We start from the raw sequence: 12,578 nt of genomic DNA on the forward strand, positions 1-12,578 counted from the left end.
TCTCCCCGGTGGGGAGACGAGGGAGCCAGCCCGTCAATCGAACCCGCGAATAACATCCAGGAACGCGTCGCCGTATCGCTCCAGCTTCGACTGGCCGACGCCGGAGATGCCGAGAAGGGCGTCGTGATTGTGCGGGCGGGCGGTGGCGAAAGCGATCAGGGTCGTATCCGGGAAAACAACGTAAGGCGGAACACCCAGTTCCTTGGCAATGCCGGAACGTGCCCGGCGCAGGGCTTCGAACAGTTCCGCATCCGAACCCGACAAGGCCGATTTGGCGCTGGATGACGCCGATTGCCGGGCGTTTTTACCCTTGCCGCTGACCGGCCGATCCTTGCGGAAGCGGACCTCGCGCTCACGCTTGAAGACGGCGCGTGCTTCCGGCTGCAGCTTGAGCGCCCCAAAAGCCTCGTGATCGACGCTGATCAGGCCGGCGGCCAAAAGCTGGCGATAGACCGATTGCCAGGTTTTCGACGGGATATCCTTGCCCGCCCCGAAAACCGGCATCTTGCTATGGCCGAAGCGCTCGGTCTTTTCATTCTCGGTGCCGAGCAGCACATCGATCAGGTGACCAGTGCCAAAGCGTTCGCCGGTGCGGTAGATCGCCGCCAGCGCCTTGATCGCGGCGTCTGTTCCATCCCAGGTTTCGACCGGGTTGATGCAGGTATCGCAATTGCCACACCCGCCGCCATGCGCCTCGCCGAAATGGGCGAGGATCGATTGACGCCGGCAGCCGGGTGTCTCGCAGATGGCCAGCAGCGCATTCAGCTTGGCGCGCTCGACGCGCTTGACATCGTCGCCCGATGTTCCGCCATCAATCATCCGGCCGCGCTGGATGACATCGGCCATGCCATAAGCCATCCAGACATCCGACGGCAGGCCGTCGCGCCCGGCGCGGCCGGTTTCCTGGTAGTAGGCCTCGACCGAGCCCGGCAGATCGAGATGGGCGACATAGCGCACGTTCGGCTTGTCGATGCCCATGCCGAAGGCGACGGTCGCCACCAGGCATAATTCCTCCTCCTTGAGGAAGGCATCCTGATTGGTATCGCGCACCGCGCGGTCCATGCCGGCGTGATAGGCCAGCGCGTAAATGCCCTGCCCGTTCAGCCACTCGGCTGTTTCCTCGACCTTGGCGCGCGACAGGCAATAGACGATGCCGCTCGATCCCTTGTGGCGCGACAGGAAACGCAACAATTGCTGGCGCGGCTGATCGCGCTCGACAATTTCATAGGCGATGTTCGGCCGGTCGAACGAGGTGGTAAAAACCTCGGCAGACTGCAGGCCCAGCCTGTCGATGATGTCTTCGCGGGTATGCGGATCGGCGGTCGCCGTCAGCGCCATGCGCGGCACGCCGGGATAGAGATCGCCCAGTTGGCCAAGCTCGCGGTATTCAGGACGAAAATCATGGCCCCATTGCGAGACGCAATGCGCCTCGTCGATGGCAAACAGCGAAATCGTCGCATTGCCGATCAAATCCTTGAAGCCCGGCGTGACGATGCGCTCAGGCGTTACATAGAGAAGATCGAGATCGCCATTGGAGATTGCCCGGCGGACATCGACGAATTCTTCGCGCGAGAGCGAGGAATTGAGCGCCGCTGCCCTGACCCCCAATTGCTTCAACGCCTCCACCTGATCCCGCATCAGCGCAATCAGTGGCGAAACGACGATGCCGACGCCATCGCGGCAAAGGGCAGGAATCTGAAAGCACAGCGATTTCCCCGCGCCCGTCGGAAACAGAACGACGGCATCACCGCCCGACACGACCCGCTCAACCACAGAAGCCTGCTTGCCCCGAAAAGCCGGATAGCCGTAGACCGTTTTCAGCACCGACAGCGGATTTCTGGCACCGTCAGTGTCAAAGGTGGGATCAATACGGTTCTGGGTCTGCGGCATGGAATCGCTTTCGTGGGAGAAAGCGGACTATGGCACAGGAACGGTTGTGGGCGCGAGGGCCGAGTTCTCATTGAAGGCGGTTGACCGGACCGTTTGGGATTGCCGCAACAACCGGATCCCGCTGGCAACAGCTAAGCGGTCCATTCGTCCGCTCGGCCGAAGGACGCGCCGTCAGACGCTCGCACGCCGGTAAAATGCCAGCGACCCGGCGAGCGCCAACAGAACACCTCCGCAGACGCGGTCGAGCCAGAGCGCGCCGGACGTTTTCAAAACCTTGACGGCCTGCGAACCAAGGGCTGCGTAGCCGAACATGACGAGGAAATCGACGGTAGCAAAGATCAGGGCAAGCACCGCATACTGGGTGAACTGCGGCTCGGACGGCACGATGAACTGCGGCAGGAAGGCCGAGAAGAACAGGTAACCCTTGGGATTGGTGACCGCGACCAGAAAGCTTTTCAGAAAGATCGCGCGCGGCGATCCCGAACCGGCCTGCGCCGCGCCGTGCAGCGTCTCATTGAGTGTGCCTTTCGAGCGCAGGAGCATGATGCCGAGAAAGGCGAGATAACCCGCACCGATCCATTTGACCACCGAAAACCAGAATTCGGACGCCGCCAGCAGCGCACCGAGACCGAGCGCCACGGCACCGATCAGGACAAAATCGGACAGGACAGCACCGAGCATGCCGATCAGCGCGCGGCGCACACCAAAGCGCGAACCATTTGTCAGCGCCAGAAGCACGGTTGGACCGGGCGTGGCGATACCGATGAACGAGACGAATGCAAAAGCCAGCAAGGTGATTTCGGTCATGGTTGCCCCTCCTCCGGACCTGCGCAGCGGCATCGCCGGCGGCGCAATCGAAAGGGCAGTCTTGCAATTGCCTTGCAAGGTGGCAAGAGGCTCACTGAACCGGTTTCGTCACCAAAAGAGCGTGCCCTACTTGCCCGCCGGTCCCTTGACGCGCCCCGACAACACGCCAAACCCGTCGACGATCGCTTCCTGGTTTTCCAGCCGCGTCACTTCGAGCTGCACTTCCTGCAGATTGCGCAGGATCTGGCTGACGGTGTCGTCATCACCTTCTTCCGTTGCGTAGGCCAGTTCGCTTTCCAGCTCGCGGCGCTGCCAGAGCAAAGCCTTGGTGCGCTGATGGAGAGCAAGCGCCTGCAGGTAACCTTCGCGGGCATCCTCCGGCGCTGCGGCCGTGGTGGCAGTCCACAGGCGGGCGAAGCGGATCTGCTGGTCAAGCGCTTTCAGAAGCGCATCGAACCCTTCGGCCTCCAGCTGCTCGACGAGGACTTCGCGCGTCAGGCGCGGACCTTTGGCGGCGGCGGCATTGAGCACCGAGGACCAGAAGCGCTGCAGATCGCGATTGTCGTATTCGATCGCGGAAATCTCGTCATACTCTTCAAACAGCAGTTGCGGATGATTGACGATGGTCAGCGCCAGCACGCTTTCGCGCAAGGGCGGCAGCGCCTGATGGCCGCTCACCAGCGACGAACGCGCCAGCCGGTCGGAAATGCCGGTGCGCTCCGACATGCGCGCGCCCTGCTGGCCACCGCGCCCCTGCCCCTGGCCGCGTCCGCCGCCCTGGCGCGGGTTGCGGTCAAAACCGCGCTGGCCGTTCTGTTGACGGGAGGCGCCCTGAAAGAACTGGTTGAGCCGATCGCGGATATCCTGGCCGTAGTGACGGCGGACATTTTCATCGGCAATGACAGAAACCACCTGTTTCAACGTCGCTTCCAGCTGGGCCCGGCTCTCCGGCGTATCGAAGCCACCGGCCTGGGCTTCGCGCAACCAGACCATTTCCGACAGCGAACGCGCTGACGCCATGACCTTGTCGAACGGCGCGCGTCCTTCGTTGCGGACGAGATCGTCCGGGTCCTTGCCATCCGGCAGCATGGCGAAGCGCACGGAGAAGCCGGGCTTCAGGTGCGGCAGCGCCAGATCGACGGCGCGATTTGCGGCACGGATACCGGCACCGTCGCCATCAAAGCAGAGTACCGGCTGCTGCGTCAGTTTCCAGAGCAGCGTCATCTGGTTTTCAGTGAGTGCCGTGCCGAGCGGCGCGACTGCATTCTCGATGCCGGCCTGATGCAGCGCGATGACATCCATATAGCCTTCGACGGCGATGATCGTGCCTGCGCCGTCGGCACCGGACATGGCGCGGCGCGCGCGAGCGAAATTGTAGAGAACGTTGCCCTTATGGAACAGCTCGGTCTCGTTCGAATTGAGATATTTGGCCGGCGCATCCGGCGACATGGCGCGGCCGCCGAAGGCGATGACCTTTTCGCGCGATGAGAGGATCGGGAACATGATGCGATCGCGGAACCGGTCATAGGAGACGGGAATGTCGGGACGATGGACGACCAGGCCACAGGCCTCGATCTGGTCCTTCGGTATGCCCTTCCCGGCCAGAAACTCCTTCAGCGCATTGCGGCTTTCCGGCGCATAGCCGAGCCGGAACGTTTCGATGGTGCGGCCGGTCAGCCCGCGGTCGCGCAGATAGGCACGCGCCTTGGCGCCGTTTGCGGTCTGCAGCTGGGCTTCAAAAAACTGCGTCGCCACTTCCATGACTTCCTGCAGGCCGATGCGCTGGCGGTCGCGCTTTTCCGCCTCGACATCCGGCTGCGGCATGGCGACACCGGCGAGATCGGCAATCTGCTGCACGGCTTCCGGAAAGGCCATACCGTCAAGATCCGTGAGGAAGCGGAAATGATCGCCCGACACGCCGCAGCCGAAGCAGTGATAGCGGCCCTTGCGGTCCTCGCAGTGAAAGCTCGGCGACTTCTCGCCATGGAACGGGCAGCAGGCCCAATAGTCGCCGCGCGAGGCATTGGTTTTCTTGCGATCCCACGTGACACGCCTGCCGATCACATCCGAAATGGGAACGCGGTCGCGGATCTCGTCAAGGAAGGTGTTGGAAAATCGCATGGATACCTCTGGGCTGGCTTCCATATAGGCGGCAATCGCCGCCCGCGCCACAAGAGGGGACGCATGATACCCGCAATTCACAGGTTGACGGAATTCGAATACGTATATACAATTATATATGCAAATTCATTATCCGAAAGGAAACATATGTAGGCAAGGCGACATGTCATTGTTGAGAGTTCGGAAATGCAGCACGCAGATAACAAATTCCCATCTTTTGAATGGGACGAAAACAAGCGCCTTATTAACATTCGCAAACACGGTATCGACTTTCTGATTGCAGCGGCCGCATTGAACGAGCCACATGTCGAAAGCCAAACCGACAAGAACGGAGAAGTCCGCACACTGGCGATTTGCCCTTCGTCGGGAACCTTGATCGCAATAGTCTATACGATGCGGAAAGAGGCCTGCAGGATCATTTCAGCCCGTTCGGCACACAAACATGAGCGAAGACAATATCGTCAGATATTCGCTGGATGAAATCCGCGAAAAAATTGCCAAGGGCGAAGACCGCACCGACTGGGCGCGCGTTGCAGCCCTGACCGACGAGGATATCATGACGGCCATGCGGGACGACCCCGACTGGGCGGAATTCGTGGATGTTGACTGGTCGAAGGCGACGATCGTCTACCCGACCCCGAAGAAAGCCGTTTCGATCCGGCTCGACGAGGATGTCATCGACTTCTTCAAGAAAAGCGGAAAAGGCTATCAGACGCGGATGAATGCGGTGCTCAGGCATTTCATGACGGAGCAGAAGAACCGCAAGAACGGATAGCCCCCGACCGCCACCCGGCCTCTCCAGGAAACCTTGCATCTGGGCAGACCTGCCCAGAATAGGCCATTGATGCCGGATGCAGAACAGGCAATGAATTGTTGGCATCCCTCCGGAAACCGCCCGATGCCCTTTGTCGCAAGCGATCTCGTGTCCAACAGCGTCTTTTTTGCCGCCATGCAGGAAAATGCGCGGCAGATGACGGCGCAGTTTGCGGAAAATCCGCGGTTGAGCTCGATCTTTGCCTCGCAGCAGCGCTGGCTGATGGCGCAGCTGGGCCTGTCGCTGCATTACCGCCGCGCTGATCCGGACAAGGGCCTTTATGCCGGGCGTTTTGTTGCGAACGCCGTGCAATACGGTATTGCCAGCCGCAACACCGCTGGCGCCTTCGTCAAGGAAATGCTCGCCTATCGCTTCGCGCGTCCTGCCGACAATCCGCCTGATCATCGTATGCGGCCGCTGGAGCCCACCGATGTCGCGATAGAATCCGTCGTCAAATGGCTCTACACGCATTTGGCCATTCTCGACATGCTGGACGGTGGCAAAAGGGCTGTGGCGCTGGCAGAAAAACCGGCGCTGTTTGCAAGTCTACAGCCCGCCATCGCGCAGGGAATTCTGGAAAACCACGCGGTGCGCAACCCCGGCGAGACGTTCAATCTGTTTACCTGGGCCAATTCCGGCGGTGTGGTGATGGATTGCCTGATTGCCCTGATCAGGGATTTCGATCCGGACGCGCCCCGCATCCGGATCGGGCCAATCTCATCGGCCGAAATCTGCCAGCGCTACCGGATCTCGAAAACCCACCTGAAGCGGCTGATGGACAAGGCGGCAGAGATGGGCAGCCTTGGCCATGATAGCGGTGCCGGCAAGAACATGCTCTGGCTTTCGCAAGGGTTTATCCGCGAATACCGGACCTATCAGGCGGAAAAATTCGCGATTATCGACGCGGCCTTTCATGCGCAGGCCGCGCCGGAAGAAACGGCAGACAACCCCGCCGTCAGCCAGCTGTCAGCAGTTCCTTGAGAACGGACGACGCCTTGGCGAAATCCATCTGGCCGGCATAACGCTCTTTCAGCACCGCCATGACCTTGCCCATGTCCTTGATCCCGCCGGCGCCCGCTTCGGTGATCGCAGCGGCGATATTCGAGCGTATCTCGGCCTCGCTCAATTGCTTGGGCATGAAATCCTGAACGACAACGATCTCGGCGCGTTCCTTGGCGGCCAGTTCCGGGCGGGCATTGTCTTCGTAGATCTTTGCCGATTCCTCACGCTGCTTGACCATCTTGGCCATGATCTGCAGGATTTCGTCGTCGCTGGCGTCGCCTTTGCCAGCGCTGCGATTGGCGATATCGCGGGTCTTGATCTCGGCCTGGATGAGGCGAATGGTGGACAGCCGCGGTGCGTCCTTTGATTTCATCGCATCCTTGAGGGCGGCAGCGAGTTGATCGCGCATCTTTATCTTCTCCTGTTTGATGGCGTTTCATAAACCAGCCGGACGAGCCGGAGCAAACGAAATGCGAGTTTCCGTAGTAAAAGCTGCAGGAAAAGCCAGATCCCGCTGTCTTCAAGATTGACCTTGCCGGACACTGCAGTTATTGACCGTCACCTGCACCAACATCGTGACCAGGCCTGACAGCGCGCGCCCATCGCCCGCATCTGCCCGCCTGCAAACCACAAAGGCCGGACGGCGCTCCTTTGGGGAGCGTCCGAGACGCGCCGCCTGAACGGGATGAAGACAATGACCGCGACAGCCCCCTGGACCACCGCAAAACCAACCGCCCTGCTCGTTCTGGCCGATGGCACCGTCATCGAAGGCAAAGGCATCGGCGCCACCGGCAAGGTACAGGCCGAGGTGGTCTTCAACACCGCACTGACCGGTTACGAAGAGATCATGACCGATCCCTCCTATCTCGGTCAGATCGTTACCTTCACCTTCCCGCATATCGGCAATATCGGCGCCAATGACGAGGACATCGAAGACCTGACGCCGGCAGCACGCCACGGCGCGGTCGGGGTCATCTTCAAGGCTGACATCACCGATCCTTCCAGCTACCGTGCGGCAAAGCATCTCGACGCCTGGCTGAAGGCGCGCGGCATCATCGGCATGTGCGGCATCGACACCCGCGCGCTGACCGCCTGGATCCGCGAGAACGGCGCGCCGAACGCGGTCATCGCCCATGACCCGAACGGCGTTTTCGACATCGAGACGCTGAAGGCCGAAGCCAAGGCCTGGAGCGGGCTTGAAGGTCTCGATCTCGCCAAGGTCGCCTCCTCCGGCCAGACCTCGCGCTGGAGCGAAAAGCCCTGGGTGTGGAACGAGGGTTTTGACGAACTGGCCGACGCCGACACGACGCACCATGTCGTCGCACTCGACTATGGTGTGAAGCGCAACATCCTGCGCCTGTTCACCGGCCTTGGCTGCAAGGTCACAGTCATGCCGGCAACGACATCGGCCGAAGACGTGCTGGCACAGAAGCCGGACGGCATCTTCCTGTCGAACGGCCCGGGCGACCCGGCAGCAACCGGCGAATACGCCGTCCCGGTGATCCAAGAGCTGATCAAGAGCGACATCCCGCTGTTCGGCATCTGCCTGGGCCACCAGATGCTCGGCCTGGCACTCGGCGCGACGACCGAGAAGATGCACCAGGGCCATCACGGCGCCAACCACCCGGTCAAGGATCACACGACCGGCAAGGTCGAGATCGTCTCGATGAACCACGGCTTCGCGGTGGATTCGAAGTCCTTGCCGGAAGGCGTTGAAGAGACTCACGTTTCGCTGTTCGACGGCACCAATTGCGGTCTGCGCGTCACCGGCAAGCCGGTCTTCTCGGTCCAGCACCATCCGGAAGCTTCGCCCGGCCCGCAGGACAGCCACTACCTCTTCCGCCGCTTCATCAATCTGGTGCGCGAAAAGAAGGGCGAACCGGCGCTGGCCGAACGCTGATATCCACCATCCTGAAATGCCAAAAGCCCCGGTCTCTCAATGGAGTACCGGGGCTTTTCGATTCAGCCGTTGAAGACGATGGCAAGCTTGTTGCCGGCCGGATCGCGCATATAGGCGGAGTACCAGTCCGGGCCATATTGCGGACGAGGCCCAGGCTCTCCCTCGCTGCTGCCACCATTGGCGAGTGCCGCGTGGTAAAAAGCCTCAACCTCGTCGTGGGATTTCGCCATGAAGCCGACCATCGTGCCGTTGCCGGGGGTCGCCGGTTCGTGGTTGAACGGTTCGCAAACCCAGAGCAGAAACCCCTCCCCGCTGCCGCCCAGGGTGTAGCCGCGCCAGCCGGGATAGTTTGCATGTGCGCTCCAGCCAATCGTGGCTAGCGCCGCATCGTAGAATCGCACCGACGTTGCGTGATCCAATGTTCCAACAGTTGCATATGCCGTCATCACGTCCTCCCTTTGATCACCGGCAGGCTAAGCGAAAATCCAGAACAAATAAAGAACAAAATTACACGAAAGAAATGCAGCTTCCGGCTTAATGCCCCTGTGCCGACTTCACCTTCGCCCATACATCCCGGGTCAGCCGGTAGCACATCCAGCTGACGGGTGAACCGGAAATATCGAGCACCGCATCATAGGCATGCACGGCGCCGAGCTTGGCGGTCGCTTTCTGTGAACGGATATTGGTGGGGTCGATGTGGAACCAAACATCATCGACACTCTTGAAGGCATGGTCGAGCATCAGGCGCTTGATCTCGAAATTGGTGGCGCCGCCCCAATAGGCATTGCTGAGGAAGGTGAAACCGATCGAGATATCTTGCGGCTGATCGGGTGCCACATAATAGCGCGAGCAGCCGATCAGCTTACCCGTGGCCCGGTCGATGAAGACCAGCGTGCTCCGGCTGGTCAACTGGGCGTCGAAATACTGGCGGAAGATCTCCGGTTTGTAACGGTCTTTCGCCGGATGCCCGGCCCAGACGGCCGGATCGCTGCCGGCCGCGTAGAGTTCATCGAAGTCATCGGCCGTCAGAGGACGCAGTAGCAGCGTCTCCCCTTTTAATTCCGGCTGAAGATTCAGGCCATCTTCCGGCATGCCGCGGCTCACAAAACGGTTCCGGCCGGCAAGGCCAGCAGCTTGCGCTCCCGCTTCAGGAAGAGGAAGAAGCGCCAGGTGAGCGAAACGCTGGCGGCGGCAAGACCGAGCACGAAGCCATACCAGACGCCGACACCACCGAAACCGAAGTGGAAGGCGAGCAGATAGGCGGCGACAAAGCCGATCGGCCAGTAGGAAACCAGCGCCAGCACCATCGGCACGGTCGTATCTTTCAGGCCACGCAGCATGCCGGCAGCAAGGGCTTGCACCCCATCGACCAGCTGGAACGCGCCGGCAATGACGATCAGCGGTCCGGCAAAGGCGAGCACTTCGGCCGCATCCGGCCGGTTGGTATCAAGATACATCGCCGCCAGCTCATGCGAGAAAATCGCAAAGACGGCGCTGCCGATGAAGGCAAAGCCGCAACCGATGACAAACACGGCGATCGCTGCGCGCCTGATTCCCTCCGCATCGCGGCGGCCATGGGCAAGGCCGATACGCACGGTCGCGACCTGCGCCAGCCCGAGCGGCACCATGAAGGCGACGGAGGCAAACTGCAGGGCGATGCCGTGCGCGGCAAGCTCGACAGTGCCGATCATGCCCATCAGCAGCGAGGCGACGGTGAACAGGCTGACCTCGGCAAGGATGGTGACCGCGATCGGCAGGCCGAGCTTGACGACATCCCTCAGCACCGGCCAGTCCGGCCGCCAGAACCGCACGAAGATTTCATAGGCCCGGGTCTGCGGCTGCGCCTGGATATAGATGTAGAGCAGCACGAAGCTCAGCGTGTTGACGATCAGCGCCGAAATACCGGCACCGACGATGCCCAGCGCCGGGGCGCCGAAATGGCCATAGATGAATACGTAGCAGAGTGCGGCATTGGCAAGCAGCACGATGATCGTCACGTAAAGGATGATGCCGGCACGCTCGAGCGAGCTCAGGAAGCCACGCAGAACCATGAACAGCAGCGCCGGGAACATGCCCCAGAGCGCAACATGCAGATAGCTTCCGGCAAGGGCTGCCACTTCGGGCTTCTGCCCCAGCAGCAACAGGACGTGCTCGGCTTGCCAGAGAACCGGCGCCATGATGACGCCATAGCCGAGCACGGCCCACATGCCCATGCGCACGGCGCGGCGCACGGCAACACGGTCGCCGCGGCCTTCGGCCTGCGCCACGATCGGCACGACGGCATTGGCAAAGCCGGAGCCGAAAATGAAGATGGTGAAAAACGTCTGAGCGGCCAGAACCATGGCCGCAAGCTCGGTCGTGCCGAGGCGGCCGACCATCAGCACGTCGGTGGCATGGATGGCGAACTGCGCAAGCTGCGCGCCGACGAAGGGCACACCGAGCGCAATGGTGGCGCGATAATGCGCGGACCAAGAATTATCGGTGCGGACGCCCGTGTCGACAGGGGGTGAAGTCAGCATGTGAGGATAGGCCTTTGGCTTCGTCGCAACCGGTATGGGCCGCAAGACGGAAGATTTTGAAATAGAACAACCGATTGAAAAGCACCAGCCAGAACGGCAAATGTGCTTATTTTTTCATCCAAAGATCACAGAAGTTGATCTTTTTTCGAGCGTCAATCCGGGAAAGCAGGTCAGGCAGCCTGTCCGGCCACACCACCATCATCGATTGAGGCAGGCTCCGGCCGCACTTTTAATATGTACACGGCAATGGCCAGCACAATAAAGATGGCACCCAGAACATATGGTGCGCCGGCAAATGTGACGGGCGCCTGCGGGGCCGTGAAGAGACTGAAGATCTGCGCGAACATCAGCGGCCCAAGGATCGTCGTGAAGCTGGAAATGCTCGACAGGGCGCCTTGCAATTCGCCCTGCGCCGACGGAGGCACCTTGGCGGACGCGATACTGCGCAAGGGCGGATCCGCAAGCGCTTCAAGGCAGGTGACGATGATCACGGCGTAGATCATCCACCCCTGAAAGGACAAGGCATAACCAACCAGACCGAGTCCGGTAAAGATCAGCCCGACGGCTCCCGCCTTCCATTCGCCGAGCAGCGGAATGGCTTTTGGCAGAACAAAGCCCATCACCAGCGCCCCGCAAATCCCGAAGATGCCGAGAGACAGGCCGATCTGCCCTTCGCTCCAGTCATAACGATAGGAGGCGACGAAGGACCACACGGCCGGATAAACCGCATGCGCCTGCCAGAACAGGAAGAACACCAGCAGCACCCAGCCGATGCCCGGATAATTGCGCATCTGCTTCAAGGCTCCTAGCGGATTGGCACGCTTCCATTCGAAGCGGCGGCGGTTTTGGCTTTCCAGCGTCTCCGGCAGCAGGAACCAGGCGACGACGAAATTGACGAAGGACAGGGCCGCCGCACCATAGAAGGGAACACGCGGGCCGAATTCGCCGAGCAGGCCACCGAGCACAGGACCGAGCGCAAAGCCGGTGCCGAAGGCGATACCGATCAGGCCGAAATTCTTCGCCCGGTTGGTATCATCGCTGACATCAGCGATATAGGCGGCAGCGGTCGAGAAACTTGCGCCGCTGATGCCCGCCAAAACCCGTCCGACGAACAGCATCCAGTAGGTTGTTGCCAGCGCGCAAATCAGGTTGTCGAGCGCAAACGTCAGCACCGAGGCAAGCAGGATTGGCCGGCGGCCGAAGCGGTCGGACAGATTGCCGATCAAGGGCGCGAAAATGAACTGCATGCCGGCATAGGCCAGAAGCAACCAGCCGCCATCAACGGCTGCTTCGCTGATCGTATCGCCGGTCAGCTCCTTCAGATAGGCGGGCAGCACCGGCACGATGATGGCGATGCCCATAATATCCAGGAAGAGGATAAGGAAAACCAGGAACAGGCCACGCCGCGTTGATTTCGGATCGATCATCGAACAAACCTTAATGGGCATCCGGCGGCGCGCGGATACAGAACGCGAACATGACAGGCAAATCGTCTGTATCGGAAAATTTTGACGGAAACAATCCG

The 12,578-nt window shown here is 60.9% G+C and carries 12 protein-coding genes; 4 read left to right on the plus strand and 8 right to left on the minus strand.

The annotated features are described in order from the left end of the window. Positions 1-33: 33 nt before the first annotated feature. The 3 genes from recQ to dnaG form a co-directional block, all read right to left on the minus strand. The gene (recQ, locus tag ACSQ3J_RS14555) at positions 34-1,890 is read right to left on the minus strand and encodes a DNA helicase RecQ (protein ID WP_060505682.1); all 1,857 of its coding nucleotides are present in this window, start codon (positions 1,888-1,890) and stop codon (positions 34-36) included. A 171-nt stretch (positions 1,891-2,061) separates the two neighbouring features. Next, a complete protein-coding gene (locus ACSQ3J_RS14560; protein WP_060505683.1) occupies positions 2,062-2,697 on the minus strand; it encodes a LysE family translocator in 636 nt (211 codons plus the stop codon). 126 nt (positions 2,698-2,823) lie between these two features. Beyond that, positions 2,824-4,818 carry a DNA primase gene (dnaG, locus tag ACSQ3J_RS14565; RefSeq protein WP_060505684.1) on the minus strand — a complete coding sequence of 665 codons (1,995 nt, stop codon included), beginning with the start codon at positions 4,816-4,818 and terminating at the stop codon, positions 2,824-2,826. Between the two features lie 186 nt (positions 4,819-5,004). On the opposite strand from dnaG, the gene ACSQ3J_RS14570 reads away from it, so the two are divergent. From ACSQ3J_RS14570 to ACSQ3J_RS14580, 3 genes are all read left to right on the plus strand, one after another. Continuing rightward, positions 5,005-5,298: a BrnT family toxin gene (locus ACSQ3J_RS14570; protein ID WP_082512252.1), complete on the plus strand. Its 294-nt coding sequence runs from the start codon at positions 5,005-5,007 to the stop codon at positions 5,296-5,298. Beyond that, complete coding sequence (locus ACSQ3J_RS14575; protein WP_060505685.1) at positions 5,261-5,593, plus strand: BrnA antitoxin family protein; 333 nt, start codon at positions 5,261-5,263, stop codon at positions 5,591-5,593. The genes ACSQ3J_RS14570 and ACSQ3J_RS14575 overlap by 38 nt, the downstream gene beginning before the upstream one ends. Before the next feature lie 123 nt (positions 5,594-5,716). Next, the gene (locus tag ACSQ3J_RS14580; protein ID WP_060505686.1) at positions 5,717-6,613 is read left to right on the plus strand and encodes a hypothetical protein; all 897 of its coding nucleotides are present in this window, start codon (positions 5,717-5,719) and stop codon (positions 6,611-6,613) included. Here ACSQ3J_RS14580 and ACSQ3J_RS14585 read toward each other — a convergent pair. Continuing rightward, a complete protein-coding gene (locus tag ACSQ3J_RS14585) occupies positions 6,588-7,043 on the minus strand; it encodes a GatB/YqeY domain-containing protein (protein ID WP_060505687.1) in 456 nt (151 codons plus the stop codon). The two genes, ACSQ3J_RS14580 and ACSQ3J_RS14585, sit on opposite strands and share 26 nt — an antisense overlap. 285 nt (positions 7,044-7,328) lie before the next feature. Here ACSQ3J_RS14585 and carA point away from each other — a divergent pair, with 285 nt between their 5' ends. Further along, positions 7,329-8,534, plus strand: a complete 1,206-nt coding sequence (gene carA / locus ACSQ3J_RS14590) for a glutamine-hydrolyzing carbamoyl-phosphate synthase small subunit (protein ID WP_060505688.1) — start codon at positions 7,329-7,331, stop codon at positions 8,532-8,534. 62 nt (positions 8,535-8,596) lie between these two features. Here carA and ACSQ3J_RS14595 read toward each other — a convergent pair whose 3' ends face one another. From ACSQ3J_RS14595 to ACSQ3J_RS14610, 4 genes are all read right to left on the minus strand, one after another. Beyond that, positions 8,597-8,980 (minus strand): VOC family protein, encoded by a 384-nt coding sequence (locus tag ACSQ3J_RS14595; protein WP_060505689.1) that lies wholly within the window; start codon positions 8,978-8,980, stop codon positions 8,597-8,599. 88 nt (positions 8,981-9,068) lie between these two features. Continuing rightward, positions 9,069-9,626: a GNAT family N-acetyltransferase gene (locus ACSQ3J_RS14600; protein ID WP_082512273.1), complete on the minus strand. Its 558-nt coding sequence runs from the start codon at positions 9,624-9,626 to the stop codon at positions 9,069-9,071. Between the two features lie 8 nt (positions 9,627-9,634). Beyond that, on the minus strand, positions 9,635-11,053 hold the full coding sequence (locus tag ACSQ3J_RS14605; RefSeq protein ID WP_060506044.1) for an MATE family efflux transporter: 1,419 nt from the start codon (positions 11,051-11,053) through the stop codon (positions 9,635-9,637). Between the two features lie 170 nt (positions 11,054-11,223). Further along, positions 11,224-12,480, minus strand: a complete 1,257-nt coding sequence (locus ACSQ3J_RS14610) for a TCR/Tet family MFS transporter (protein WP_060506045.1) — start codon at positions 12,478-12,480, stop codon at positions 11,224-11,226. Positions 12,481-12,578 lie beyond the last annotated feature (98 nt).

Origin of the sequence: Rhizobium sp. LjRoot98 (assembly GCF_964252935.1) — a bacterium.
Lineage (GTDB): Bacteria > Pseudomonadota > Alphaproteobacteria > Rhizobiales > Rhizobiaceae > Pararhizobium.

Coding starts and splice junctions, on each gene's coding strand:
- ACSQ3J_RS14600 (WP_082512273.1), bottom strand. CDS start 9,626: ATGCCGGAAGATGGCCTGAATCTTCAGCCGGAATTAAAAGGGGAGACG.
- ACSQ3J_RS14560 (WP_060505683.1), bottom strand. CDS start 2,697: ATGACCGAAATCACCTTGCTGGCTTTTGCATTCGTCTCGTTCATCGGT.
- carA (WP_060505688.1), top strand. CDS start 7,329: ATGACCGCGACAGCCCCCTGGACCACCGCAAAACCAACCGCCCTGCTC.
- ACSQ3J_RS14595 (WP_060505689.1), bottom strand. CDS start 8,980: ATGACGGCATATGCAACTGTTGGAACATTGGATCACGCAACGTCGGTG.
- ACSQ3J_RS14605 (WP_060506044.1), bottom strand. CDS start 11,053: ATGCTGACTTCACCCCCTGTCGACACGGGCGTCCGCACCGATAATTCT.
- dnaG (WP_060505684.1), bottom strand. CDS start 4,818: ATGCGATTTTCCAACACCTTCCTTGACGAGATCCGCGACCGCGTTCCC.
- recQ (WP_060505682.1), bottom strand. CDS start 1,890: ATGCCGCAGACCCAGAACCGTATTGATCCCACCTTTGACACTGACGGT.
- ACSQ3J_RS14585 (WP_060505687.1), bottom strand. CDS start 7,043: ATGCGCGATCAACTCGCTGCCGCCCTCAAGGATGCGATGAAATCAAAG.
- ACSQ3J_RS14575 (WP_060505685.1), top strand. CDS start 5,261: ATGAGCGAAGACAATATCGTCAGATATTCGCTGGATGAAATCCGCGAA.
- ACSQ3J_RS14570 (WP_082512252.1), top strand. CDS start 5,005: ATGCAGCACGCAGATAACAAATTCCCATCTTTTGAATGGGACGAAAAC.
- ACSQ3J_RS14580 (WP_060505686.1), top strand. CDS start 5,717: ATGCCCTTTGTCGCAAGCGATCTCGTGTCCAACAGCGTCTTTTTTGCC.
- ACSQ3J_RS14610 (WP_060506045.1), bottom strand. CDS start 12,480: ATGATCGATCCGAAATCAACGCGGCGTGGCCTGTTCCTGGTTTTCCTT.